The following is a 26353-nucleotide window of genomic DNA, read 5'->3' on the forward strand; positions in this document are numbered from 1 at the left end:
TCTGCAATTCTTTCTGTATTTTACCATTACAATGTAGTGACAGTTATTTTTACTTATGAACGTTCAAATATCGCATCAATATCATTTTCGCCCGAGCTTCCTGAATAATAGCCACTGTGATTGTCACGATCATAGTCGGGCTCATAACTTTCCAAATAACTTGTGACTTTAGAATCTAAATCTATGCTTGAAATTATCTTGGATGTATTAAAAGAAATTCTATCTAATACATTTTCGTTGAAGCCATTTAAAAAAGAATTAAGATTCTCTCTGAATTCATTCTCAATTCCATTTATGTCAACATCTATTTCAGGATGACCTTCGTAATGGTTGTAAGTTTCATTAATGTATGCAGCGTACTCGATGTCTAAATCATTATTATCAACAAAGTTTCTTAAATATTTTTCAAGTAAAATATTAATTTGCATTAAAAAATTTTCATCATTAATATTGTATTCATCTACAAAATCTAATAATTTTTTTAATGTTTCTCCATCATATACATCATCTATGAAATTGTATAAGAATTCAAAATTTTTAAATTCAATTTTTGGTTCAAATTCTGTTAAAATTATTAATAATTCCCATAATCTATTCCCACTTGGATTATTAGCATCTATTAATGTGTTCAAAAAGCGCTGTATCCTTTTATTTATTTTTTTATTAAAAAAATCAAAATAGCTTAAGGCAATTAAAAAATCCCAATCTTCCTCTTCCAATTTACATTCAAAAAAATAATCAAATAAATTTTCTAAGATCCTACTCCTATATGAATTATTAATTTTATTAGACCTTAATAAAATATGTAAATAATCTATGGAAGTTTCGTTTTCTAATGATTTAAGAATATTACAAACCAAATCAATTTCATTAGAGTATGTACTTAGAACGAAATCAGCAATGGATGGGTTGAATAAAACATATTCATATTTATTTTCTTCAATATGATTTCTATTTAATAATGATTTTGTTGCTAATTTTCTTACAGCGTCAAAACTTTTATCAGAATTATCACCCATATTTACTGTGTGAATCCTTAGAAAGGTAGTATAAGAGTTTCTTAAATTGTCCTCAGCTATTTTTCCATTATTAAAAACAGTTAAATATGTAAGAGCTCTTACACAGTCATCAGTTTGATTTTGAAAATAATCTGCCCAAATAACCTCAGGTTCATTTAGATTTTTGAGAATATATGGCCAATAATATTCTGGTTTTAAATTTCCAATAACAGAAGAATCAGTTATAAACTCAATTATTCGTGGATTAAAATTTTGATGTGTTATTATTTTCTTGTATCTTTTATTCTCGTATATAATATCTATAAATTGTTTAGATAAATTTGAATGATATATGTGATTGTAAAGAATTTTTGCTTTATCTATATTAGTTAAATTTTCAATTCTTAATAAAAATTCATTATCGCGAATTTTTAAGTTTTGAAAAATATGACTTGACCTATATGCTTTATTTAAAATGTTCGTTCTTGATGTAAGAATAAACTTTTTGCTTTTATCTTTTTTAATTCTATTTATGAATTTGACAATATGAGAATCTTTTTTATTGTTGATAGCATCATACATATTACTACCTAAAAAATCGTCACAATAAAATAGAATTTTCTTTTGTTCATTTTCACGGAATAAACTTTCAGCTTCGCTAACATTTTCTTCTATATCACAGAATTCATAACCTTTTGCTATGTAGTGAATTGCCAAATTATCAGCAAGTGTAGTTTTACCAATTCCTGGTTCACCAGTCAAAATGATTACATTATTTTCTTCTAGTATTCTTAATCCTTTATTATGATTTGCGGTTACTACATATTTATAAGCCTTTTCCTTAATTTCTCGCAATGTAACTTGACTTCTGCCTTTTATAGCATTATTATAAAGAATATCTAGTACACTCGTACTAGTAATCCATAGTTTATAATTCCTTTCAACTATATCTTGATTTTCCTTTTTAGATAAAAAAGCATTTAAATCTTCTATTCCCCAAATATCTTCCTCAATATCAATATATGGTTTGAAAATTTCTTTAATTTCTTGTTTATTTATTCTAGAAAGTTTTTTTGAAGTGACAAAAATATATTTACAAGGATTGAGTTTTTTTACTTTATCTAACTCCTCAGTTTTTAGTTTTGAAATCAATTGAGAATAAGGCGTTTCGAAATAATGTTTACACTGTATAATTCCTTCTTTTTTTTCGCCAATCCAAAATCTACCATCAACACCCCCGTCTCGTCCAGACTTGAAAACTTCTACTTTTTTTTTTAGTTCTTTCTCAATGACAGAAGCAGCTAAAATTTCAAATTCTCGATCATTTAATTTTGAAAAGTCATATTCCATGTTTTATGTTCGTTTTATTCAAATTTAAGGAATAAAAATTTCTCAATTTTATCGATTCGAAAAAATTATTGCTAACATTCAAATTCATATATCCTTGTCAAGGTTTTAAACCTTGACAAGGATCGCAATCCAGAAACCTTCGTCTAAAACTTACAGATAAAAAAACCGCCCTACAAAGTAGAACGGTTAGTATATTAAATTTGTCTTAGCGACTTGCTACTACATCATTCATGGCATTCCATCACCTATTGGCATAGCTGGTTCAGCGCTCTTCGCTTCAGTGATTACACATTCAGTAGTAAGAAGCATTCCAGATACAGAAGCTGCGTTTTCAAGGGCAACTCTTGTTACTTTAGTGGTGGAGTTGATAACCCGTGAGATTTTAAATAATAGAGCTTTATTTATTCGTTTATAAATATAATAAGTTTGTCTTCAGTTATTTTTGAAATAATTGTATCATTCCTTTTTTCCGCGATTTTATATTTTCGTGAATTGAATTTAATGAATTCCTCGTTTTCAGAGTATTTTAATATGATATCTTTTTTTTGATTATTGCTATAATTCATTTCAAAAGGAAATTCAAATTTTTGAATAGCAAAACCTTCATTGGTTACAAACCAATATTCACTAAGTATTTTATACTTGTACTTATATTGTTGTGTAATAAGGTATTTTTTGTTTTCAAATTTTATGAAGCAGTTTGGGGGATACATGTTTTCATAATTTGAATTAAATTCAGCACTTTCAACAGCTAATTTTAATTTTGTGCTTATTAAAATCCCTGCGAAAATTATAATGAACACAAATAGAATTTTTAAAAATTTCATTTAATGGTTTGTTTTTGAAATGCTTATAGTAATTCACAAATATATAAAAACAACCTCAGTGCTAATAAACAAAAATTTTATAATTAGCGACTCAATTTCAAACAAAAACCGCTCTACAAAAGCAGAGCGGTTTATATATTAAATTTGTCTTAGCGACTTGCTATTACATCATTCCTGGCATTCCACCACCCATTGGCATAGCTGGTTCAGCGTTCTTCACTTTAGTGATAACATATTGTAAGAAGCATTCCAGATACAGAAGCTGCGTTTTCAAGAGCAACTCTTGTTATTTTTGTTGTATATCCTTGTCAAGGTTTAAAACCTTGACAAGGATATATATCCAGAAACCTTTGCCAAAAAACTTAACCCTTACAAATAAAAAAACCGCCCTACAAAGCAGAACGGTTTATATATTAAATTTGTCCTAGTGAATTGATACTAAATTATTTATGGTGTTATATTCCACTACATATTGGGCAAATATGTAAATTTAATATAACTTGAATCTATAGCCTTTGACACCCATATTATTCATCGTTTTTATATCTGTCATAATAGTTATTCAACGTTTCGATTAGCTTATTCGAATTAATGTCAAGTCCAGAAGCCGCAATATTGAAAGGTGAGTTGTAATTATTAATATTAAACTGCATTAATTTTCTTCTCAATCCACTTGTCTCTTTGTCAAGCCAATACTCGGGATTTTTCACACCTACAATTATAATTCGTGTACTTTGTATTTTGATTTCTTTAAAACCGTTTATGTCACTCCATTTTATGAATTCGGTCAATGATTTTTTTGGATTTATATTTAGTCCTTTGGTATCAATAATTAAAGTAATATCTGATTTAATAAGTCTTTTTATTCCTATAAAAACACCGAGCCCAAAAAAAAGGATTGAAGTAATTCCAGCCCCTCGAATAAAAATTGTGTTTCTGGCTTTCCAACTTGTAAAGTTGTCCGCTTCTAAAAGTAACCAAAAACCTAAGATAACAAATAAAATTGAGCCAATTAATAGCTTCAATGATTTCTTTTTACTTGAATATATTTCAATTCTATCCATTTTGATCTATCTTTTAAAATGAGATATAATATCCAAATTTGTGCATTGTGCCAATATATAATATTGCGCTAACATTATTTTAGTTTTAAATATCCATTTGTTAATCATTAAATATACTATTTCCTTACGTAATATATATTCCAAATAAAAACCGCCCTACAAAAGCAGAGCGGTTTATATATTAAATTTGTTTTAGCGATTCGCTACTACATCATTCCAGGCATTCCACCACCCATTGGCATAGCTGGTTCAGCGCTCTTCACTTCAGTGATTACACATTCAGTAGTAAGAAGCATTCCAGATACAGAAGCTGCGTTTTCAAGAGCAACTCTTGTTACTTTAGTTGGGTCAATGATACCTGCTTCAAGCATTTGAACATACTCGTCAGTTTTCGCGTTGTATCCGAAGTCACCTGTTCCTTCTGCTACTTTAGCAACGATTACAGAACCTTCACCACCTGCGTTAGCAACGATTTGTCTTAATGGCTCCTCGATAGCTCTCTTAACGATTTTGATACCTGTAGTTTCGTCTGCGTTGTCTCCTTCAAGGTTGTGTAGTGAAGAGATTGCTCTTACTAAAGCAACACCACCACCTGCAACGATACCTTCTTCTACAGCAGCTCTAGTTGCGTGTAATGCATCATCTACTCTGTCTTTCTTCTCTTTCATTTCTACTTCAGAAGCAGCACCTACGTAAAGTACAGCAACACCACCAGCTAACTTAGCTAATCTTTCCTGAAGTTTTTCTCTGTCGTAGTCAGAAGTTGTAGTTTCCATCTGAGCTTTGATCTGAGCTACTCTTCCTTTGATTTTCGCTTCGTCACCACCACCGTTTACAACAGTTGTGTTGTCTTTGTCGATCGTTACTTTCTCAGCAGTTCCAAGCATATCTAAAGAGATGTTTTCCATAGTGAAACCTTGCTCTTCAGAGATCACCTGTCCTCCTGTAAGGATTGCGATATCTTCTAACATTGCTTTTCTTCTGTCTCCGAATCCTGGAGCTTTTACAGCAGCAATTTTAAGAGAACCTCTTAGTTTGTTTACTACCAAAGTAGCTAAAGCTTCACCTTCAACTTCTTCAGAGATGATTAATAGAGACTTACCACCTTGTGCAATTGGCTCAAGAACCGGAAGTAATTCTTTCATTGAAGAGATTTTCTTCTCTACTAAAAGGATATATGGGTTTTCTAGTTCAGCTAACATTTTCTCAGGGTTAGTCACGAAGTAAGGTGACTGGTAACCTCTGTCGAACTGCATACCTTCTACAACATCTACAGTTGTATCAGTACCTTTAGCCTCTTCTACAGTGATTACTCCTTCTTTACCAACTTTTCCGAAAGCTTCAGCAATTAAAGTACCGATAGTATCGTCGTTGTTAGCAGAGATAGAAGCAACTTGCTTGATTTTTTCTGAAGAATCTCCAACCTCCTGAGATTGAGATTTAAGGTTCGCAACCACTGAAGTTACAGCTTTGTCGATCCCTCTTTTAAGATCCATTGGGTTAGCACCGGCAGCTACGTTCTTAAGACCTTCTCTTACGATAGCCTGTGCCAATACAGTAGCGGTAGTAGTACCGTCTCCTGCGATATCATTAGTTTTGGAAGCAACTTCTTTTACCATTTGCGCTCCCATGTTTTCTACTTTATCTTCAAGTTCGATTTCTTTAGCTACAGAAACCCCGTCCTTAGTTACGTGTGGAGCACCGAAAGATTTTTCGATTACTACGTTTCTACCTTTAGGACCTAAAGTTACTTTTACTGCATTTGCTAATGCATCAACACCTCTTTTTAAAGCATCTCTTGCTTCGATATCGAATTTTATTTCTTTTGCCATAATTTTTTAGCTTTAGGCTATAGGCTTTAAGCAATAAGCTTTTTTTACCTTTAGCAATTAATTATTATTTAATAATTTTTTTCTGAGTTGTATAAGTTTTTGTCTGGTTAAATTCAGTGTCGCATTAAGGTCTGTTATTTTATCTTCAGAAGTAAAACCTAAATCACAAGAAAGTAAAAGAAGGTATTCAGTTTCATTGGTGGCACCTATACTTATTTCTAAAAATCTTGCAAATTCTTTGTCTGTGGATCTTCCACAACCTTCTGCTATATTGGTAGGAATAGAAACTGCTGCTCTTCTTATTTGAGACGTAAGTCCAAAAAGCTCTGATTTTGGAAAATTTTCAGAAATAATATAAATTTCCTTAACCAATTGATGGGCAATTTTCCAGGTGTCATATTTTTTGTAGTCTCTCATTGCCTACTGCTTACAGCTTGATGCGTACTGCATTTTAACCGATGATTCCTAATAAATCTGCTTCTCTTACAATTAAGTAATCTTTCCCTTCTAACTTCAATTCAGAACCTGAATATTTTCCATAAAGAACTTTGTCACCTACCTGAACCGTTGTAGGCTCGTCTTTTTTACCAGGACCTACTGCCACTACAGTACCTTCTTGCGGCTTTTCTTTTGCAGTATCCGGGATAATGATTCCTGAAGCTGTTTTAGTTTCTGCTGCGATTGGCTCTACCAGAACTCTGTCTGCCAATGGTTTAAAGTTTACTGACATAATATATTTATTTTTTAATTATTTCTGTCTTGTAATTCTCTAAATGTATGCCATGAAACCCGGATGGCTGAAATGGCAGACTTTTATTTCGGAATGTGAAAATTTGGCAGAAAAATAAAAAACAGAAAGCCGGAACTTTCCGGCTTTTATTCTAGTGTTTAATTTTATGGATGCTGTTTTTATGGACAGTATTGCCCCGGACCGATCCATAAAATACATTGTCCTTTGTAATTGTACTCACAGCAAAAACGTCCTGCCGCTCCGCCGTTAATTGTCTTCTGAGCATCTCTGCTTAATAATTTGGCATTTTTCATAGTAATAATATTTAATTTGTATGCTTCCTGAGCGTTTAAAGTCAATCAGGACTTTGACATTTGGTGTTTAATGTTACTCAAAGTTAATTATTTTTTCCTTTCGTTGTGATATATTTTATTGTGAATTTTAAGCCAATGATCTGTATATCAGTTTTTAAGGTTTCTTTTTGTTGGTGATGGGCTTTAATAAAGGCTTTCTTAAAAAAGAAAAAGTTCACCAATATGGTGAACTTTAATTTTATTGACAGGTTTGTTTATAATCATCAATGAGTTTTCTATACATCTTGGTATATAACTCGGTTTTGTAATGCATATTGATTCTTGCTGCTTCGGCACCTTTTTTACCTTTAATCAAAGCTTTTCTTTCTGCATCAGATTCCTTTTTATTTTCCTTAAAAGTCTTATTGGAAAAATACTCATTCTTTCTCGCTTCATCCACTTTTTTCAGAAATTCGGGGCAGTCGGCTCCTACAATTTCATAAGCTTTATAGAACTTTTTATAGAGCGTTTTCATATTAAATAATGCCAGAGGACTTAATGAGCTGTAATCTACCGGAGCAATAGCAACCGTTTCGTTAGGCTTACTAAGATAAGTCATGACATACATCAGCTGACAAGTGTCTTCGTTTCCGTCAAATCCTGAAGAAAAATTATTCCCGAAATTGGCTCTGCACGTCATACTTCTGTATCCGTAAAGATTGATCGGTCCTTTTTCCATAAGTGGAAGCATTAATATTCTTCCTTCTGATTCCATTTCAAGATCATTGTTGATTTCCTTTACAATCCTTTTATCCAGCTGAAATGTTTCCTGTGTATCTTCATTGGTGTAAATAAGACTTTTAATGTCAGAAACCGGAATCAGCTGAATGTTTTTATCTTCTTTTGATGACTTGAACTTAACTTCTTTTCTGTCTAAATGAGCGCTTTTCTCGCTACTTTTTCCAATCATCTGAAATGTAGCTACGTCAGGAAGCATAAAATCCTGAGCAAATCCTTTTTTTGTACTTCCGTCTTCCATAAGGATTTCAATGGGAAGAAAGTCTCTTTTGCCCGTATAAAATTGCAGGGATTGGGCACATAGAGTAGAAGCTGTTGCAATGAACAGCAATAATGCATTGAGTTTTTTCATGGTTATAGTTAAAAAAATGTATTAGCTTTTTCCTGCCGCCTGCATTGGGTTTACCTTTCCGTTGGAGCTTCCTCTTGCGGAATTACCTTCCTGTTTTTGTTTGAAAAGTTGGAACTTTGAAGTTTCAGTTCCTGAACCATTGCTGGTCCATAAATTATTGTTGGTATCAATATCAGCCGTTTCTCTCATTGGATCCAGTTGAATTGATTTTAATTTTTTATCAAAATAATACGTTTTGGAAACCTTCTGCTCGTTCAGTCTCCAGATCTGGGCAGATGACTTATCATATAATTTCGATCCATCTTCAAATGTAAACTCAAGGATAATCGGCATTACCAATCCTCCTTTATTTACAAAATCGATCTGATAAGCTGTAATATTTTTGAATTTCTCCTTATCCTTAGCATCTAAAGGAAGGCTGGCTTCCACTTTAGAAGTGTATTCTTTGGTACTTACTTTTTCTTGTCCTCTGTCATATCTGTAGTAGAAATCCTGAGCATCTTTATCCTGATCTACATAGAAAGTAATATTCTTATCTTCTCTGTTTCTGATTTTGGAAAGATCTTCAAAACTGTTTACTAATGGTTTTTCAACCTGATATTTGATTTCCTGGGCAGCCTTTGGATCCGTTTCCAGATTAGGAGTTGCTACCGTTACTTTATCAATAGCAATATCTACAGGGTCAGTTCCATAGAACCATCCTCTCCAGAACCAGTCAAGGTCTTCACCGCTCGCGTCTTCCATTGTACGGAAAAGATCTGCAGGTTCAGGGTGTTTGAATGCCCATCTTTTTGAATACGTTTTGAAAGCTTTGTCAAAAAGTTCTCTTCCCATGATGGTTTCACGAAGAATATTCAGCCCTGTAGCAGGTTTTGAATAAGCATTCGGTCCGTATTGAATAATATTTTCAGAATTACTCATGATAGGTTCCAGCTGATCTTTAGGAAGCTTCATATAATCTACGATTGTCCATGCCGGTCCTCTTTTGGAAGGGAATTTATTATCCCATTTTTCTTCTGTAAGATATTCTGTGAAAGTATTCAGCCCTTCATCCATCCATGCCCATTGTCTTTCGTCAGAATTGATGATCATAGGGAAGAAGTTGTGTCCTACTTCGTGGATGATAACTCCGATCATTCCGTTTTTAGTGCCTTCAGAATAAGTTCCGTCTTTTTCGGTTCTTCCGAAGTTGAAACAGATCATAGGATATTCCATTCCGTTGGCAGCTTCTACAGATTGAGCCACAGGATATGGATAAGGAATCGTGAATTCCGAATAGGTTTTAATGGTATGAGCTACTGCTTTTGTGGAAAACTTTCTGTAAAGTCCGTAAGATTCTTTAGGGTAAAAGCTCATTGCCATTACCTTGTTATTGTTTTCAGGAATGGTAACGCGCATTCCGTCCCAAACAAATTTTCTGGAAGAAGTCCATGCGAAATCTCTTACATCATTGGCTTCAAAAACCCATGTTTTTCTTTGTTTAGAATGATTTTTCTCGGCTTTCTTAGCTTCGTCTAATGTTACAATTTCTATAGGCTCAGAGGCATTTTCAGCCTTTCTGTATCTTGAAAGTTGGTCAGATGTTAATACCTGGTCGTAGTTTTTGCATTCTCCGGTTCCTCCTACAATATGATCAGCAGGAACATTCATAGAAACTTTAAAATTTCCGAAAACCAGTGCAAACTCACCTCTTCCGGTAAACTGATGGTTCTGCCAGCCCTGGAAATCACTGTACACACACATTCTTGGATACCATTGAGCCATTGTGTAAAGATCATTGCCGTCTTCAGGGAAATTTTCATAGCCGCCGCGACCACCCATTTTCATTCTGTTTCCGATATTGTAGTTCCAGTCTACTTTGAAAACAAATTTTTCACCTTTTTTCAAAGCTTTTGGAAGATCGATACGCATCATGGTTTTGTTGACCGTATATTTCAAAGGATTTCCTGAGGCATCAGTAACTTTTTCAAGATTTACTCCATAGCCGTTATCCTTTACGGGAAGTTCCGTTACCTTAAGCTGTTCCGTTGTTGAAGGACGAATGATAGAAGAGGTGTCATATCCGGCATTTTTTATACTCGAATGTTCGTTTTCATCAAGCTGAAGCCAGATATATTCCAGCTCATCAGGAGAATTGTTGTAATAAGTAACCGTTTCCGAACCTTTCAGATTTCTTTTATCCTCGTCAAGGTATGCCGTGATATTGTAATCCGCTCTGTTTTGCCAATACGCATGTCCAGGAGCTCCGGAAGCCGTTCTGTAAATGTTGGGTGTCGGAAGAATAGTTCCCAGTTGCTCAAACTTGTTTCCATGGTTGCTGCCCGGGTTATTCTGAATATTTTGTGCGGTGAAACCTGTATATGCAAATACAGAAAGTGAAAGTATAACAACTTTTAGTTTCATAACCGAAATGATTTAATAATTGTCAAAGATAATAATAAGCTGTTGAAAAAATAAAAATATTTCACGTTTAGAAAGGAATTCTTTCTAATGTCATTTTTAAGGATAAAGCGAAGACTCCTGAAGATACGAAAAGGATCCAGTCTTTCTTATTTACTTTAAAAATATTGAGGAGGATAAATAGAACGATCAGGATGCCGAAAACAATAACAATTTGCCCAAGTTCCAGCCCGATATTGAAGCCAAGAAGAGGAAGAGCAATGCTCTGGCTTTTCGCAATCATCACTCTTGCGGTATTGGCAAAACCCATTCCGTGAACAAGTCCAAAGATCAGTGCAAGATAGTAATTGGCACGCATCAGGGTTTGTTTTTGATTTTTCATGATGATATTATCCAGAGAAGTAAGAACAATCGTAAGGGGAATAAGAAACTCAACCCAATTAGACGGAACTCTGAAAATATCAAGAATGCTTAACGCTAATGTAACGGAATGTCCGATAGTAAATGCGGTTACCAGGATAAGAATCTTTTTCCAGTCACTATAAGAATAAACGGCTATTAATGCCAATACAAACAGCTGATGATCCAAAGCATCAAGGGAAATAATATGTTCCCATCCAAGGTTTAAATAGAATAGAAAATCCTGCATTTTTAAGAATAGATTATTGGTTTTGTTTATTTTGTTAAAATGAGTTAATTGGTTTGTTTTATTTTATTTTTTTAACATAAAAAATATCAATGATTTTATTTATTGTTTAAGGTGGTAAAAATTGTATAATTGTATTGCTAAAAAAATGAAAATGGATATTAAAAAATTATTTTTTACAAAAGTAAACATTTCACCCAGAGAAGCGAAGCTTCTTAGAAATGTTGCAGCTGCCTTTTTAGGTCTTTATTCTTATGGTTTTAACGCTCAGGTGCAGAAGCTGGATTCCCGCTTCGACATGTTGCTGAAGAACAAGGAGAATATTTCAAGAGGTAAAACTATCAAAGAGATGGATCATGTTGATATGAAACTGGATCAGCATCTTGTGGTGACTTCCAAAGGAGCTCAAACGATGTATTCTTGTATTGTTTATACAAAAGAACCTGAAAAATTGAAGTCAGATGGCTTTTTAGTTCAAACGCAATTGCCTACTTTTTCCACAGCTTTGGTTACGATTGAAGATATTGAGAAATTAATGAAACTTCCTTATGTAACATCTGTTATGGCTCCTACATTTGATGAACTTCACAACGATGTAAGCAGGGCACAGTCCGGAGCGAGTCTTTTACAGGATGGAGTTTTCAATAATACTGCCTATAACGGGACGGGGGTATTGGTAGGAATCTATGATACGGGTATCGATTGGAAACATCCGGATTTCAGAAAAGCTGATGATCAGACAAAAAGTAGAATTGTTTCTATCTGGGATCAGACATTGACAGCGCAAGCAGGAGAAACAACACCTGCAGGATTCTTAACCGGAGTGGAATATACAAGAGCTCAGATTGAAGATGAACTGGACGGAACTCCAACAGGTTTTGTACGTGAAAATGATACCAATGGACATGGAACTCACGTATCAGGAACCGCAGCAGGAAATGGGGCTGCGTTTACAGATAAAAGACATAAAGGATTTTCTTCAGGGGCAGATATTGTCTTTGTAAAAGGAGGAAATGGATCTTTCCCAACAACCAATACAATTAATGCTTTAACATATTTTAAAAATGTGGCAACAGCGCTGAACAAGCCAATTGTTGTTAATATGAGTATTGGAGGGCAGTCTACCGCTCATGACGGAACTTCTTCTCATGAAGTAGCTGTCAATAATTTTACTACTTCAGGTCCCGGAAGAGTTGTTGTAATATCGGCTGGAAATGATTATGGTCCGAATATCCACAGAAAAGTTGATATGGAACCCAATACTTCTCAGATATATAATTTTACTGTGGCAAGCAATACTACTGCGGCATCCGTATTTTCGTTTGTTATGTATGCCAATGATGACAGTCCGGTTACGGCAAAACTTACAACACCAGATGGTCAGCAATATATTCAAAATATAAGTACAACTACTACTCATAATATATTAGGCGGGGCATTTACTGCTACAATGTACAATTATTGGAACACAGATAATAACAAACGTTATGTGCAGCTTGTTATCAGCAGAGTTTCAGGATCTACAGCAAACTGCCAAGGAAATTATTCATTAGAAATTACCAATAATGGAACTCAGCCAATCTCGGCTCACAGCTGGCTTTATAGTCAGGGAGTGGCTACCACAATGCAAAATGGGGATAACGAATATATCGTTGGAAGCCCGGGTAATGCATCCAATGCTATTACAGTGGCATCATATATGGGAAGAGGAAGCTGGTATAGCAGTGCAGGCGGATATTTAACAACTACTCCTCAGGAATCCATATCATCATTTAGTTCGCAGGGACCACGAGTAGATGGTTTTGCTAAACCTGATATTACAGCTTCCGGTCAAAATGTGATTTCTTCAAGATCTGGTAATTCTTTACCGGCAGCTACTGATATTATTATCGGAACAAATTATTATGTGAAAAATCAAGGAACAAGTATGTCTTCTCCGGGGGTAGCGGGAGCTGTAGGGTTATTGCTTCAGGCGAACCCTACATTAACGGCGGCTCAGGTGAAATCCCGTCTGATGGCGAATGCCAGAATGGATGGTGCTACCGGTACCGTTCCTAATATGAGATGGGGTGCGGGTAAACTTGATATCTATAAGGCAGTTACGGCTGAATTAGGATGTGTGGCATCTAATTTTGAAGCATTAACTTATGATGAGCCTTATATTATTGTTAATACGGAAAGTAATAGCGCAAGCAGTAATTTTGATAATACCGCTTTAGCTGTTCGATATACTCCAACATTAACAGGGAAACTGGGCGGATTTTCATTTACATCAGGATCAGGAGCTATCCCTACAGATCTTGCAGTAGATATTCAGATAAGAAAAGTAAATGCTAACGGAGATCCTGGTGATATTATTGCTACCAAAACAGTTTCATCATGGATCAATGATGTTCAGAGATTTACATGGAATTATGTAGACTTGTCCAGTTTAAATATTCAGACAACTACAGGAAAAGACTTTTATATTGTAATTAATGGTCTGGCTGGAAGAATTGCTGTAAAATATGAAAATATTTCTGTAAGCGGAAGAAGTAAAACATCAACAGACGGTACAAGCTGGATTGCCAGAAACTTTGATCTTAAGATGAGAGCTACTGTTTATGAAAATGTAGCTGAGGTAAAAAATCTTGCAACTGCTAATCAAACAAAAGCAAATGCTGTAGCTACGGGATATAATTATTTTACCAACTCATGTCAGCTTATTGCAAGAGTAGAAAAAGAAACAGCAAGTACAGTTACAGGAAACATAACTTCTAAAGTATGGGTAGATAATATACAGCCAAATTATGTATCAAGAAGATATGAGATAAACCCTGATACCAATGCTGCTACTGCTACCGGAAAAGTAACTTTATACTTCAAACAAAGTGACTTTGATGCTTATAATGCGATAAGCAGTATTAAATTACCTACTTCTCCGGCAGACATTGCCAACAAAGCAAACCTTGTTATTGAAAAGTATAGCGGAACAAGCGCAGGGAATACAGGAACAGTAAGCTCATTCGGAAGTGCTGCAACTTACATTACTCCGGATATTAATGATATTGTATGGAATGATACCTATAAATATTGGGAAGTGAGCTTTCAGGCTGTAGGTTTTGGTGGTTATTTTGTTAAAACAAATGGAACACTGGGAACAAAAGATATTAAATTAAGTACAGATATCAATATTACTCCAAACCCGGCAAAAGATTTTGTAAATGTTTCATTAGGTAAATATTCTAAAGCTTCTGTAACGATTTATGATGCTTCCGGAAAATTGGTTAAAACAGTAAATATCAATTCAAACTCTGGCAGAATAGAGATTTCAGAATTGGTGAAAGGAACCTACATGTTTACTATTGATGTAGATGATAACCAAAAGATCACTAAAAAAATAATTAAGCAATAAATATTAAAAAATCAGATAATGAAAGGCAGCGGTTTTATAACTGCTGCTTTTTTTATATTTGCTGTAAAATAGAACGAATGTCCGGTAGACTTTTTTTTGGATTTCTTTTGTCCTTGATGATGATATTTCAAAGTTTTGTAAGCAGTGAAGCATTACACCCTTATCATGTGGGATCTGTGGAGATCAACTACAGTTCGAAGTCTAAAACATTTGAAGTAACAGGCAGATTTTTTCTGGACGATCTGGAAAACGGTCTCGGAAAGAAATACGGTGGAACCTACCATTTCAATGATGGTAAATATAAAACCCAGCTCAATGATGCTTTACAGAAATATTGTCAGGAATATTTTAAGCTTAAAACAGACAATAAATTCCTTAAAATAAATTATGTAGGCTATGAAGAAGACCAGGAATCTGTGAATGTTTATATGGAATCAGAACCTGTTGTCAATCCTAAAAAGGTAGAAGCTGCAGTAAGTTTTCTATATAATCTTTTTGATGATCAGATCAATATTGTTCATATCATCGTGAACGGAGACAGAAAAAGTGAGAAAATGGTTTATCCCAACCGTTATCTTTATAAGCAATTTTAATTGTCAAGCTGAATTAAAGTGTTTATCCCTTTGGCATGAGCAATCAGATCAGGAAAAAAATCATCATAGCATTCCTGAAGAATTTTTTTATTATTTAAAAAAGCCTCAAAAACGGGAATATCTTTATCCAGATATTTCGCTTTGTTCAACACATTTTGAATACTGAATTTAATGCCCCAATCTTCGCGGTAATTATAAAGCCAGTCATCATGCTCCATTTTGACCAGCATTCTTTTGAAATTTTCAGGCAGCCATTCTTCATGAGCATTTAAAACATTGTAAACATGCAGAGAATGTGCTTTCCATTCGGCTAGGGAGTTTAAAGACAGATCATTTGCTACAAAAAAATCCATAGAAACATCTACAAATGCTCCGGCATAGAGTCTTACCAAAGGAGCAAATACTTTTTTCGCCTCATGAATGGCAGGGTGGGAGTCTGTGAAAGTATCAATAGCTCTGTGCAGGGTAATTCCGTCCTGAATATCTTTAGGAAAAGAAAAACGCTCTCTGTTTTTGATAAAATCTTCTAAAAACTGACCCACGATTTGTCCGTCAGTAAAGGTGAGATAGGAATGAGCCAGATAATTCATAATTTAAAGGTATGAATTAAAAGTGAATAGTAGAATAGTGATAAATAATGAATAGTGAATCTGCTTCGCTGTAAATTTTTTAATCTGCTTTTAAAATTGAGGATTGTCTTGCGAGACAAATTCACCATTCATCATAAAATTTTAAAAAAGTCTTTCATGGAAATCTTCAATCTTACTCACTTCTTCAATCTTAATTCCAAATTTTTTCTTCGGAAGTTTATTGAGATTGGATATGAAAATTTTCTCGTAACCTAATTTTTCAGCTTCTGTAATTCTTTGTTCTGCCTGTGCAACCGGACGAATTTCGCCACTTAACCCGATTTCTCCTGCAAAGCAATAATGTTCGGAAATAGCAACATCCTCGTTCGATGAAAGAACAGAAGCAATCACCGCAAGATCCAATGCCGGATCATCCGTTTTAATTCCTCCCGTAATATTAAGGAAAACGTCTTTAGCCCCCAATTGGAATCCCGCTCTTTTTTCCAGCACCGCAAGAAGCATATTCAGCCTTTTGGAATCAAATCCGGTAGAACTTCTTTGTGGAGTACCGTAAACAGCAGTACTTACCAAAGCCTGAATTTCCAATAGCATCGGTCTGTTTCCTTCCAGAGTTACCGCAACCGAATTTCCGGAAAGCTCCTCAAATTTCTTTGTAATAAGGATTTCTGAAGGATTTTTAATCTCTTTCAATCCCTGAGAGATCATTTCGTAAATTCCGATCTCAGAAGTAGAACCGAAACGGTTTTTATTGGCTCTTAATAATCTGAACAAGTGATTTCTGTCTCCATCAAAATTTAACACGACATCCACCATATGTTCCAATACTTTTGGTCCGGCAATCTGACCATCTTTGGTAATATGACCTACTAAAAATACAGGAATACTGTTTTCTTTAGCATATTTAATAATTTCGTTGGAGCATTCTCTGATTTGAGAAACGGTTCCCGGAGAACTTTCAATCAACTGCGACTGTAATGTCTGAATAGAGTCAATGATCATGAAATCCGGCTCCAGTTTTTTTGCCTCGTGAAGAATTTTTTCCAGAGACGTTTCCGTAAAAAGAAAACAGTTTGGATTCTGAATATCCGTAAGTCTGTCGGCTCTCATTTTAATTTGAGATGCACTTTCTTCTCCCGAAACATAGAAGATCTTTTTCTTCATTTTTAAGGCAAGCTGTAACAAAAGTGTAGACTTCCCTATTCCTGGTTCGCCACCGATAAGCGTAACAGATCCTAAAACAATTCCACCACCCAAGACGCGGTTCAGCTCTTCGGAAGGAGTCTTTATTCTTGGTTCTTCACTTGTTTCAACCTCAATGATATTGATGACATGTTGCTTTGTTTTTGAGAAAGGTACTGCCTTACTGTTGGGTTTTTCCACCACTTCTTCCACTAATGTGTTCCATTGTCCGCAATTCTTACATTGTCCCATCCATTGAGAATATTGAGTTCCGCAGTTTTGACAGAAATATGCCGTTTTCAGTTTTGCCATACTGCGAAGTTATAAAAAAAGCATTTTTCTTCCGAACGGCTGAGATATTTTTTTAGTGATAAAAACTTAACATAGGATAATGGATTGAGTGAGCGTAATGCTATAGCTTTGCTGAAAATATTTAAATAAATAATACAATGAAAAAATTATTCTTATCATTCGCATTTATGCTGTTAAGCATTTTTACTTTTGCTCAAAATAATTGGGAAATTGACCCGATGCACTCTTCTGTGAACTTTAATATCAAGCACATGGGAATCAGTTTTGTTCAAGGGAGATTTGATAAATTTGCAGGAACACTTGCTACTAAAGGTTCTAATCTGGACAATTCAACATTCAATGTAACAGTTGCTACTGAAAGCATTAATACAGGCGTTGAAATGAGAGACAAACACCTTAAAAGTGATGATTTCTTCTCTGCAGCTAAATATCCTGATATGAAATTCGAAGGAGCATCCGTTACAAAAGATAAAAGCGGAGTGTATGTGTTTAAAGGAAAACTTACTATTAAAGGAGTTACCAAAGATGTTAGCGTACCGGTTACTTTAGGAGGTCTGACAAAAAACAAAGAAGGAAAAGAAATGATGGGGCTGCAGACTAAATTTTCTGTTAACCGTTTCGACTATGATTTGAAATATGATCCTACAGGAACAGCAATTGCAAAAGAGGTATCTGTTGATGTATATCTTGAGTTAATCAAAAAATAATTCTTTGGATCAATGAAAAAAAGGTTTCTCAATATGCTTGAGAAACCTTTTTTTTATGAATAATATACTTTTTATAGGTTTAATTTTCCTGAAGAAACCGTGAAAATTCCAAAATCATCAATCAGCATTTTTTCCTTTTGAATGGTATTGAAAGCCATAATTCTGTCCAGTTCCTTCTGTGAGCGTCTTCTCATAATCCAATCCTTATTTTGGTGATTGTTGAGAACATAGGCAATCATTTTCAATTGTGGATGCCAAGGTTGTCCTGTGTAAACAATGTAAGAATCTTTTTCTGAAATAGAAGTTATTCCCTGAATCGCTTTGCTGGCAATTTCATTATCACCAAAAAGTTCCAGAATACCGGAAACGATAGTAATATTAGGTTCAAAATTCAATTTTTTATAGGTTTCAGGATCAAAACAGTCAAAATTGGTGAAGCGGATGTGTTGATAGTTTTTTTCTCTGATCACTTTCTCTCCGATTTCAATATTGGATTTTACGAATTCATTGATGACGATTTCAACTTCAGGATATTTTTCTTTAATGTCAAATAAATAATTCCCCGTTCCTCCTGCAATATCCAGAATCTTAACCTTTCTTCCTTGTTGTTTCAGAATTTGAATATTTTGTTCCAGAAGTTGAAGTAAATGTTGTTTTCTGATTCGGATTCCCTTCCAGCCAATAGCGTTGAGGTAATTTTTATCCATCATTTTTCCAAAACCAAACTTTCCTTTTGGCTGATTTTGATAAACATAATCCAGGGAAGCACCGGAATCAAAACCATATTTTAATCCGATAGCCATTCCGTTGCTGATCTTTCCTATTTTTCCGAGAGAGAATTTTTGAAGCTTAAAATTCAGATTATTCCCAACATTATTTTGAAGATCCTGATATTCTTTTACAGAAAACCGATCCTGGGAAAGACTCAGCTGTTTTGGAGCTCTTTGAAAACATTGTTCAGCAAAATCTACAATTTTATCATACACCTTTTCTCTTCCGGAATCAAATAAAATCCCATGAAAGAAATTAGGAAGAACTTCGTAATGTTTCAGATTCGTATCTAATTTATCATGAAATATTTTCTGATCTTTATTGAAAACCACATGATCCTTTTCTGCTGCCAAAATGAGAGTAGGAGTATCTATAGCTTCGGCATCCTCTACCAGACGTTTTCCGGCATTAGCAAGATCAATCAGCAATGCAGCATCAATAGATCGGGAAATTAAAGGATCCGTATCGTAAGCTTTTTGTTGCTCAGGATCGTGGGTAAGCATAGTCGATTTTACATAGCTTTTTATGATTAATCCTTTTTTCAGCTTGGTTCCCAACGTAATCATTTCATTAGCCAAGGGAACAATAAGGTTAATTCTGAAAGCAGGGGCAAGAAGTGCCATTCCTGCTATATTCGGGGCAAAATCGTGAGCCCAGGCAGAAGCAATGACTCCACCTATACTGTTGGCAACAACAAAAATATCCGGGATTTTCACATTATACTTTGAAACCAGAAATTTGGAAAAAGAATCCATGTCCCGAACATAATCCATGAAAACAGATGAGGTCTGCGTTTTGGTAAGCCCATGTCCGCGAAGATCAAATGCAAAGATGTTGTATTTTGAAAACTGTGGAGACTGGGCAATATCATTAAGTCTTTCAGAATGTTCATGTCCCCGGTGGATCATGATGATCGTTTTCTGTTGTGGCTGATAATTCCATTCACGGTAAAAAATCTCATTGTTGTCAAAACTCGTAAAATATCCGCTGTTCATAGGTTAAAATTTTTTCAGAAAATCCAGCAGATAAGAATGAATGATCATGCTCCTATTGTTGGTTTTCATAATGGTTATGGCTTCGTCTAAAGGTAAAGATAGAATATTTTTGATTACTAAAATCCCGATTACAGAACTTCTGGTAAATCCCATAGTACAATGGATAAGGATTTTTCCGTTTTCAGGAAGGTGGGTATATGTTCTGCTAATTTCCGTAACGAGAAATTGTGTTTTTTCCATATCAAATTTTCCAATGTCTAAAATAGGTCGGAAATAATAGGCAGATTGCTCTTTTAGTATTGATGTTTCCTCAATTTCTGGCGAAAGATCATAGACAAAAGTATCTTTGTCAACCTTAAAATTTTTTAAAGTTTCCTGATTTGGTTTTGATGAAATATAAATGCGGGAAACAGGTTCAATGGGGAGTTTGTTTTTTCTTAAAACCCGCCAGCATATCTGGTATATCAGCAGGTATGGGAAATAGAAGATTTTTTTGATGCAGTGAATATTTCCGTTTCTATCTTTTAAAAAATAAGTATTGTTCTTTTGATAATGATAACCGATGAGAAAATTCATCAAAGAAATCCATAGTAAAATAAATTCTGAAAATGCTGATTTCAATAGTAATGCCAAGAGAATAAGAAACCAGCCTGATAAAAAATAATAATTTGCAACATGAAAACTTCTGTATCGGAAATCCTTTTTGCAGTAAGGAAAAATAATAAAAGAAATATGGGCAAGCAAAGCTCCTGTGATAATATCAATGAAGTGGTGCTGATACGTTGTTAACGTTGAAATACCTAAAAGGATAAGCCAGAACATAAAGAATGTTCGTCCTTTTTTTAAAGTACTTATGACGGTCCAAAAAATAAATGCGTAAACAATATGTAATGATGGAGCCTGATTAAAGGGAGAATCAAATGTCTTTAAAAATTGAAATGAATAGCCGAAGAAATTCCCAGTTTCGGGTTTGGAAAAAGAAAATTTTAAAGGGAAAAAAAGAAAGCAAATACCTGCAATAATGGTCACGAAAAGCATTCTTTGCGTTAAAACCTTAAGCTGCTCCTTATTTGTACAGAGAAAAAATACCAGACAGAAAAATAATCCGCTTGTCATGTAAGGAATAATTGTCCAGGGAATAAACGGGATATATTTTTCGAAATCAAAAATAAATGAAGGAACATTTTCCAGTTTTGAAATATGCCATGCTGAATAGTTGTAAACAATCATGAAAACAACAGAACAAAGAAGTAAAGCATAGAACTTATGCTGTATTTTCAGTCGTTTTTCATCCATTTTGCTTTTCTGAACATGATTATATTTAATAATGAGGATGGAAGCAGAGATAAAGATTTCATCATCCACTTCATTTTGGTGGGGAAAATAACTAATTTTCTTTTGTTTTCAATAGCTTCGGAAATAATGATCGTTGCAGTTTCTTCATGGACGAGAAATGGTTTTTTACTTAGATCATTCTGATTGAGAGTTCTCAATTTTTGAGTATCTACATATCCGGGAGCAATGGTCGTAACAGAAATTCCAAAAGGTTTTAAAGCCCGTCGATAAGCATCTGCAATTTGTATAACAGATCTTTTGGTTTTAGTATACAAACTTGAATTTTCATATTCCAGTATCCCGGAAACAGAAGCAATAACAGAAATGCTTCCGCTTTTCTGATTTTTCATGATCTTTCTTGCCGCTTCAAAACAATTAACTGTTCCCAGAATATTGGTCTGTAACATCTCTTCCGCTTCTTCATAAGAAATATTTCCGGCAACATCCTCCGCATAGCTTCCTGCACAATTAATGAAAATATCCAATCCATTTTTATCCCCAAGAAAACGCTCTAATGTGGATAACATTGAATTCAGATCACAAACATCAGCCTGAAAGATCTGCAGTTTCTCAAAATTATTCCCGGAAACTTTTTCAGGATTTCTTCCACAGATTCCCACCCAATATCCTTTTGAAAGATAATGTTTTGCCAAAGAAAAGCCGATGCCAGTAGTTCCGCCTGCAATAAAAATGGTCATGGATATTTTATGATTTTCAATTAAGGTAAAAATAAGAGTATTTTGACATACTATAAGCCTACGTTCCTATTGTGGGTGGAAAAACCTTTGATACATTTTACTGTCTGATCAAAACCATATTGCCACTGCATTTCCATATCCTTTGCAAACTGTTCATATGTTGTTGGAAGTGAAATATCAATTTCAAGCTTTCTCCAATTGATGCTTTTCTCAGGGTAATGTCCTTTAAGATCATCTTTGATAGAAGTGGTGTCAATCTGAAAATCGGCAATAATTTTATCCGTTTCCAAAAGTCTTTCATTAGCACTAAAGCCGAAAACAGAACGGATAAGTGATTCTTCAATCGGGGTATAAGGCTGTTTTTTTTCTGTAATTACTTCTTGGGAAAGCTGCTTTGCCAATTCAATCGGTACAAGATCAATAACTCCGCCCATAAAATGTCTGTTATGAAGGTTTACGGGTTTTACATAAAACATATCAGAAACAGAAGCTCTGGTACTCTCAAGAAGAGAAAAATCAGTTATGATCTTTGAGTTTTTTTCAACAGCGCTGTCTTTAAAGCTATCGAAATCTACCAGAATATGCTTTGAATTTATTTTTTGTGCGGTCTCAGAATCTGTGAAAATTATTTTTCTGAATAGTTTTTTTTCGTTTCTTTTTTGTAGTGATTCCTTTGGCGAGAATAGAAGTTCAGAGCCAATAATAATTGTCGGAATTTCTTTTGAAAACTCAGCATTTTCTATGGATGGAAAAGATTCTGCAAGGTTTTGAGGCATTTCAACAAGATAGCGGTTAAAGACATCTTCAATGAAAGGTGCTTTTCTTTTATCAAAAGATTTTTTCAATGAAAAAAGCCCTATTTCAGAAAGTTTTTTCTGCTTTGTCAATATTGTTTTTGAGACAAACTGGAAATATTCTTCAGATTTCAGATATTCTTTTCTTGAAATATGATCTGGAAAAGCATTGATAACCGTTGCCGCAAAAGATCCTCCACAAGAAGCAATGAGGAGATCGGGTTTCATATTCAGTTCATCAAGAGCTGCAAAAACTCCGAGGTAGATCATTAATCTTGTTCCGCCACCTGAGAATATGACTGCTCTTTTAAATTTTTCATTCATGATTTTAATGCTTTAGCAGAAATGGGATTAACCAGAAAAATATGGGTGCATTGAAAATAAGACTATCCATTCTATCGAGAAGACCACCGTGCCCGGGAAGAAGATTTCCGGTATCTTTTACTTCAGTTTTTCTTTTGATATAAGACATGAAAATATCTCCCAAAAATCCGGAAACTCCTAAAATGATTCCTATAATAGAATTGGTTATCACATCAGTTTTCAGTAAAAAAACTCCCAGAATATTACTTAGAATGATCGTTAGAAAAATTCCGCCGATACATCCTTCCAATGTTTTGTTTGGGCTGATCTGAGGAACAATTTTATGCTTTCCAAAGAATTTTCCCATTAGATATTGGAAGACATCATTTAATTCTGTTACCACAACAATGAAAATAATGGAATTCAGTCCGTTGATACTATTTCTTATCCAAAATAAATGTGGGAAAGAAAAGAGACAAATTAATAAAGCGATCAAAATTCCATATAATTGCTTTGAAGATGATTGTATGATTAAATGATACAATAGAATCACAATTCCTAAAATAATACAGTATAAAAAGTAATTGTCAATATTTAAAAAATAAAGTAAATAAAATTGTACAATCCCTATGAATACTGATGAAATGACAGGATTGGTATTGACTTTAAATATTTTTGAAAACTCAAAAAAAGATTGTAATCCCAGCCATGAAACAAAGACCGCCATAGCAAGAGGATGTGAAATTCCGAGGGCAAAGACGATAATGATGTAGATCCATGTTTTTACTCTTAAAGGAACATCTGCAAATTTATTTTCTTCAGGCTTCATTCAAAGATTTCTTAAGTCGGGTATATGTACTGATAAGGAGCATAAGGATAATGATTCCAAAAATATAGTTTGAAATATTCGTAATTGTAATTCCAAATACCATAAGCAGACCATACAATCCTAAAATAAGCGCACGGTCACTTTTTCCCATTGGACCATCGTAACGGCGATCTTTCCCAATGACTTTTCCTATAAGTCCTGCAAATTCATTAATAACACTTAAGATCATGAAAACAACAATCAGGTATAAACTTTCGGGTTGAAATTTCAGCAATGGAAAAAAAATAATGACATCCGAAACAATGTCTCCCACTTCATTCAATACTTCCCCCAGTTTACTGGTCTGGTTAAATTTTCTCGCCATCATCCCGTCCAGTGCGTTCAATGCCATTCTCAAAAGTAATCCAATCGGAAGGCTCAGGAAAAACCATTCTGAAGTGTCTGCATACCAAAATAATATTCCGATAACGACAGATAAAAGGATAGAGCTGATTGTAATCTGGTTTGCCGTAATTTTATTCTTATTTAAAAATAATAAAACAGGAGTGAGCAGCTGTTGGAATTTTGGTTTTAGTTTATATACCGAAATCATGGTGGTTATTGCTTTTTGTCATTTGTCTATACCAAATATAGATAAAAAATTTAATCAGGTTTTATAATTGTTTGAAGCATGTTTTTGCATTTTCAAAATGTAAAAAATTGCTTTGTGTTTCTTTTTCCCATAACTTTGCACAAACCTAATCTAATGAGTAAAAAGAATACAAAATACATCTTTGTGACAGGAGGTGTTACTTCATCTTTGGGAAAAGGAATCGTTTCTGCTTCTCTGGGACTATTGCTAAAATCACGCGGTTTTAACGTAACGATCCAAAAACTTGATCCTTATATCAATATCGACCCGGGAACTTTGAATCCTTATGAACACGGAGAGTGTTATGTGACTGAAGATGGTGCGGAGACGGATCTGGATTTAGGTCACTACGAGCGTTACCTTGATGCTCCTACATCGCAAAACAACAACGTTACGACAGGAAAAATCTACCAGACTGTAATCGAAAAAGAAAGAAAAGGAGACTTCCTTGGAAAAACAGTTCAGGTAATTCCTCATATTACTAACGAAATTAAGCGTAGAATTAAAATCCTTTCAAAGCAAAACTACGATATCATCATTACTGAGATCGGTGGTACAGTAGGGGATATTGAATCCTTACCATACATTGAAACTGTACGTCAGTTGAAGTGGGAACTGGGAGAAAGTAATTCTATGGTGATCCATTTGACATTATTGCCTTACCTGGCTTCAAGTGGAGAATTAAAAACAAAACCATCACAGCACTCTGTTCGCCAGCTAATGGAAAGCGGAATTATGGCTGATGTATTGGTTTGCAGAACAGAACATAAAATTCCAAAAGATCAGAGAGCAAAACTGGCTCAGTTCTGTAACGTTCCATTAGATAACGTTATTGAATGTAAAGATCTTGAAACAATTTATGAAGTTCCAATGTATCTTCAGAAGCAGAACTTTGATGATGTAGTATTGAAAGAACTTGATCTGAAAAGTGATAAAACGGCTGATCTTAAAGACTGGAAGAATTTCCTTAAAAAATTCCAGAATCCTAAGAAGACAGTTGAAATTGCATTAGTTGGAAAATATGTTTCTCTTCAGGATTCCTATATTTCAATTGCTGAAGCTTTCAAACACGCAGGTGCTGACCTTGAAACTGAAGTAAAAGTAAGATGGGTATACAGTGGAGATATTACAGAAGAAAATATTAAAGAAACGCTGAAAGGGGTGAACGGTATCCTTGTAGCTCCAGGTTTTGGAGACAGAGGTATTGAAGGAAAAGTTCTTACTGCAAAATATGCAAGAGAGAACAAAATTCCGATGTTGGGAATCTGTTTAGGAATGCAGATCATGACGATTGAATTTGCAAGAAATGTTTTAGGACATACAAAAGCAAACTCAGTAGAATTTGATACAGCAACTCCGGATCCTGTAATTTCATTAATGGAAGAACAGAAAAATGTTATCGATAAAGGTGGAACGATGCGTCTTGGAGCATGGAAGTGTTCTTTGAAAAACGGTTCCAGATTATCTGAAATCTACGGAAACAAAAATATTTCTGAAAGACACCGTCACCGTTATGAATTCAACAGTGATTATCTTCAGGAATTTGAAAAGAATGGTTTCCATGCTACAGGTACAAACCCGGAAACAGGTTTGGTGGAAGCACTTGAATTACCAGGGCACCCATTCTATGTTGGAGTACAATATCACCCGGAATATAAGAGTACGGTAGCAACACCGCATCCTTTATTCAGAGCTTTTATTAAAGCTTGTGAAACCTCTAAGTAAGATATCTTAACGTTGGGAAGAATAGGATGATGACACTATCATTCTTTCTAATGACAAATAAATAAGGTAATTTTTTACTATAAACGTCTATCAATAAACTCAGGCTGATTATTCTCAGCTTGAGTTTGTTATATAGTAACATGGTAAAGCATAGAGTTTTGATAAAAAAACAGTATTTTTGTCAGCTCAAATTACGTACACCAGTAC

At 34.5% G+C, this 26353-nt stretch carries 22 protein-coding genes; 4 read left to right on the forward strand and 18 right to left on the reverse strand.

Annotation, left to right across the window (positions count from 1 at the left end; translation table 11 throughout):
• Window positions 1–53 precede the first annotated feature (53 nt).
• The 10 genes from AC5YGG_RS12885 to AC5YGG_RS12930 form a co-directional block, all read right to left on the reverse strand.
• Window positions 54–2348 (reverse strand): nSTAND3 domain-containing NTPase, encoded by a 2295-nt coding sequence (locus AC5YGG_RS12885; RefSeq protein WP_496144874.1) that lies wholly within the window; start codon window positions 2346–2348, stop codon window positions 54–56.
• Between the two features lie 401 nt (window positions 2349–2749).
• A complete protein-coding gene (locus AC5YGG_RS12890) occupies window positions 2750–3175 on the reverse strand; it encodes a hypothetical protein (protein WP_496144875.1) in 426 nt (141 codons plus the stop codon).
• A gap of 527 nt (window positions 3176–3702) precedes the next feature.
• Window positions 3703–4239 (reverse strand): STM3941 family protein, encoded by a 537-nt coding sequence (locus AC5YGG_RS12895; protein WP_496144876.1) that lies wholly within the window; start codon window positions 4237–4239, stop codon window positions 3703–3705.
• A 206-nt stretch (window positions 4240–4445) separates the two neighbouring features.
• Window positions 4446–6071, reverse strand: coding sequence for a chaperonin GroEL (groL, locus tag AC5YGG_RS12900; RefSeq protein ID WP_496144877.1), 1626 nt, complete (start codon window positions 6069–6071; stop codon window positions 4446–4448).
• A 57-nt stretch (window positions 6072–6128) separates the two neighbouring features.
• Entirely contained in the window at window positions 6129–6488 is a 360-nt protein-coding gene (locus AC5YGG_RS12905; protein WP_496144878.1) for a four helix bundle protein, read from the reverse strand.
• Window positions 6489–6522: 34 nt separating this feature from the next.
• Window positions 6523–6801: a co-chaperone GroES gene (locus AC5YGG_RS12910; protein WP_002976538.1), complete on the reverse strand. Its 279-nt coding sequence runs from the start codon at window positions 6799–6801 to the stop codon at window positions 6523–6525.
• Between the two features lie 179 nt (window positions 6802–6980).
• Window positions 6981–7115 carry a hypothetical protein gene (locus AC5YGG_RS12915; protein WP_262484587.1) on the reverse strand — a complete coding sequence of 45 codons (135 nt, stop codon included), beginning with the start codon at window positions 7113–7115 and terminating at the stop codon, window positions 6981–6983.
• Between the two features lie 238 nt (window positions 7116–7353).
• On the reverse strand, window positions 7354–8244 hold the full coding sequence (locus AC5YGG_RS12920; protein ID WP_496144879.1) for a hypothetical protein: 891 nt from the start codon (window positions 8242–8244) through the stop codon (window positions 7354–7356).
• Window positions 8245–8265: 21 nt separating this feature from the next.
• Window positions 8266–10647, reverse strand: a complete 2382-nt coding sequence (locus tag AC5YGG_RS12925; protein WP_496144880.1) for a M1 family metallopeptidase — start codon at window positions 10645–10647, stop codon at window positions 8266–8268.
• A 67-nt stretch (window positions 10648–10714) separates the two neighbouring features.
• On the reverse strand, window positions 10715–11293 hold the full coding sequence (locus AC5YGG_RS12930; RefSeq protein ID WP_496144881.1) for a HupE/UreJ family protein: 579 nt from the start codon (window positions 11291–11293) through the stop codon (window positions 10715–10717).
• A gap of 151 nt (window positions 11294–11444) precedes the next feature.
• Between AC5YGG_RS12930 and AC5YGG_RS12935 the strand changes: the two genes are divergently transcribed.
• Both AC5YGG_RS12935 and AC5YGG_RS12940 read left to right on the forward strand, forming a co-directional pair.
• Window positions 11445–14684, forward strand: a complete 3240-nt coding sequence (locus AC5YGG_RS12935) for a S8/S53 family peptidase (protein ID WP_496144882.1) — start codon at window positions 11445–11447, stop codon at window positions 14682–14684.
• A 77-nt stretch (window positions 14685–14761) separates the two neighbouring features.
• Window positions 14762–15277, forward strand: coding sequence for a DUF6702 family protein (locus AC5YGG_RS12940; protein ID WP_496144883.1), 516 nt, complete (start codon window positions 14762–14764; stop codon window positions 15275–15277).
• Here the strand turns inward: AC5YGG_RS12940 and AC5YGG_RS12945 are convergent.
• Together AC5YGG_RS12945 and radA are read right to left on the reverse strand one after the other, a co-directional pair.
• Window positions 15274–15867 carry an acyl carrier protein phosphodiesterase gene (locus AC5YGG_RS12945; RefSeq protein WP_496144884.1) on the reverse strand — a complete coding sequence of 198 codons (594 nt, stop codon included), beginning with the start codon at window positions 15865–15867 and terminating at the stop codon, window positions 15274–15276. The two genes, AC5YGG_RS12940 and AC5YGG_RS12945, sit on opposite strands and share 4 nt — an antisense overlap.
• Window positions 15868–16008: 141 nt before the next feature.
• Window positions 16009–17358, reverse strand: a complete 1350-nt coding sequence (gene radA / locus AC5YGG_RS12950) for a DNA repair protein RadA (protein ID WP_496144885.1) — start codon at window positions 17356–17358, stop codon at window positions 16009–16011.
• 137 nt (window positions 17359–17495) lie between these two features.
• Between radA and AC5YGG_RS12955 the strand changes: the two genes are divergently transcribed.
• Complete coding sequence (locus AC5YGG_RS12955; RefSeq protein WP_496144886.1) at window positions 17496–18065, forward strand: YceI family protein; 570 nt, start codon at window positions 17496–17498, stop codon at window positions 18063–18065.
• 71 nt (window positions 18066–18136) lie between these two features.
• Here AC5YGG_RS12955 and AC5YGG_RS12960 read toward each other — a convergent pair whose 3' ends face one another.
• The 6 genes from AC5YGG_RS12960 to AC5YGG_RS12985 are packed head-to-tail and all read right to left on the reverse strand — an operon-like array spanning window position 18137 to window position 24382.
• Complete coding sequence (locus AC5YGG_RS12960; RefSeq protein ID WP_496144887.1) at window positions 18137–19831, reverse strand: bifunctional alpha/beta hydrolase/class I SAM-dependent methyltransferase; 1695 nt, start codon at window positions 19829–19831, stop codon at window positions 18137–18139.
• Window positions 19832–19834: 3 nt separating this feature from the next.
• Window positions 19835–21127 (reverse strand): phosphatase PAP2 family protein, encoded by a 1293-nt coding sequence (locus tag AC5YGG_RS12965; RefSeq protein ID WP_496144888.1) that lies wholly within the window; start codon window positions 21125–21127, stop codon window positions 19835–19837.
• Entirely contained in the window at window positions 21109–21864 is a 756-nt protein-coding gene (locus AC5YGG_RS12970; protein ID WP_496144889.1) for an SDR family NAD(P)-dependent oxidoreductase, read from the reverse strand. Before AC5YGG_RS12970 ends, AC5YGG_RS12965 begins: the two co-directional genes overlap by 19 nt.
• A 50-nt stretch (window positions 21865–21914) precedes the next feature.
• Window positions 21915–22982, reverse strand: a complete 1068-nt coding sequence (locus AC5YGG_RS12975; protein WP_496144890.1) for a patatin-like phospholipase family protein — start codon at window positions 22980–22982, stop codon at window positions 21915–21917.
• A gap of 4 nt (window positions 22983–22986) precedes the next feature.
• Window positions 22987–23790, reverse strand: coding sequence for a phosphatidate cytidylyltransferase (locus tag AC5YGG_RS12980; protein WP_496144891.1), 804 nt, complete (start codon window positions 23788–23790; stop codon window positions 22987–22989).
• Complete coding sequence (locus tag AC5YGG_RS12985) at window positions 23780–24382, reverse strand: CDP-alcohol phosphatidyltransferase family protein (RefSeq protein ID WP_496144892.1); 603 nt, start codon at window positions 24380–24382, stop codon at window positions 23780–23782. Before AC5YGG_RS12985 ends, AC5YGG_RS12980 begins: the two co-directional genes overlap by 11 nt.
• 153 nt (window positions 24383–24535) lie before the next feature.
• On the opposite strand from AC5YGG_RS12985, the gene pyrG reads away from it, so the two are divergent.
• Window positions 24536–26146, forward strand: coding sequence for a CTP synthase (gene pyrG / locus AC5YGG_RS12990; protein ID WP_496144893.1), 1611 nt, complete (start codon window positions 24536–24538; stop codon window positions 26144–26146).
• Window positions 26147–26353: the final 207 nt, after the last annotated feature.

The organism is Chryseobacterium sp. CS2K3, from assembly GCF_059515185.1.

Coding starts and splice junctions, on each gene's coding strand:
- AC5YGG_RS12885 (WP_496144874.1), bottom strand. CDS start 2,348: ATGGAATATGACTTTTCAAAATTAAATGATCGAGAATTTGAAATTTTA.
- AC5YGG_RS12890 (WP_496144875.1), bottom strand. CDS start 3,175: ATGAAATTTTTAAAAATTCTATTTGTGTTCATTATAATTTTCGCAGGG.
- AC5YGG_RS12895 (WP_496144876.1), bottom strand. CDS start 4,239: ATGGATAGAATTGAAATATATTCAAGTAAAAAGAAATCATTGAAGCTA.
- groL (WP_496144877.1), bottom strand. CDS start 6,071: ATGGCAAAAGAAATAAAATTCGATATCGAAGCAAGAGATGCTTTAAAA.
- AC5YGG_RS12905 (WP_496144878.1), bottom strand. CDS start 6,488: ATGAGAGACTACAAAAAATATGACACCTGGAAAATTGCCCATCAATTG.
- AC5YGG_RS12910 (WP_002976538.1), bottom strand. CDS start 6,801: ATGTCAGTAAACTTTAAACCATTGGCAGACAGAGTTCTGGTAGAGCCA.
- AC5YGG_RS12915 (WP_262484587.1), bottom strand. CDS start 7,115: ATGAAAAATGCCAAATTATTAAGCAGAGATGCTCAGAAGACAATTAAC.
- AC5YGG_RS12920 (WP_496144879.1), bottom strand. CDS start 8,244: ATGAAAAAACTCAATGCATTATTGCTGTTCATTGCAACAGCTTCTACT.
- AC5YGG_RS12925 (WP_496144880.1), bottom strand. CDS start 10,647: ATGAAACTAAAAGTTGTTATACTTTCACTTTCTGTATTTGCATATACA.
- AC5YGG_RS12930 (WP_496144881.1), bottom strand. CDS start 11,293: ATGCAGGATTTTCTATTCTATTTAAACCTTGGATGGGAACATATTATT.
- AC5YGG_RS12935 (WP_496144882.1), top strand. CDS start 11,445: ATGGATATTAAAAAATTATTTTTTACAAAAGTAAACATTTCACCCAGA.
- AC5YGG_RS12940 (WP_496144883.1), top strand. CDS start 14,762: ATGTCCGGTAGACTTTTTTTTGGATTTCTTTTGTCCTTGATGATGATA.
- AC5YGG_RS12945 (WP_496144884.1), bottom strand. CDS start 15,867: ATGAATTATCTGGCTCATTCCTATCTCACCTTTACTGACGGACAAATC.
- radA (WP_496144885.1), bottom strand. CDS start 17,358: ATGGCAAAACTGAAAACGGCATATTTCTGTCAAAACTGCGGAACTCAA.
- AC5YGG_RS12955 (WP_496144886.1), top strand. CDS start 17,496: ATGAAAAAATTATTCTTATCATTCGCATTTATGCTGTTAAGCATTTTT.
- AC5YGG_RS12960 (WP_496144887.1), bottom strand. CDS start 19,831: ATGAACAGCGGATATTTTACGAGTTTTGACAACAATGAGATTTTTTAC.
- AC5YGG_RS12965 (WP_496144888.1), bottom strand. CDS start 21,127: ATGGATGAAAAACGACTGAAAATACAGCATAAGTTCTATGCTTTACTT.
- AC5YGG_RS12970 (WP_496144889.1), bottom strand. CDS start 21,864: ATGACCATTTTTATTGCAGGCGGAACTACTGGCATCGGCTTTTCTTTG.
- AC5YGG_RS12975 (WP_496144890.1), bottom strand. CDS start 22,982: ATGAATGAAAAATTTAAAAGAGCAGTCATATTCTCAGGTGGCGGAACA.
- AC5YGG_RS12980 (WP_496144891.1), bottom strand. CDS start 23,790: ATGAAGCCTGAAGAAAATAAATTTGCAGATGTTCCTTTAAGAGTAAAA.
- AC5YGG_RS12985 (WP_496144892.1), bottom strand. CDS start 24,382: ATGATTTCGGTATATAAACTAAAACCAAAATTCCAACAGCTGCTCACT.
- pyrG (WP_496144893.1), top strand. CDS start 24,536: ATGAGTAAAAAGAATACAAAATACATCTTTGTGACAGGAGGTGTTACT.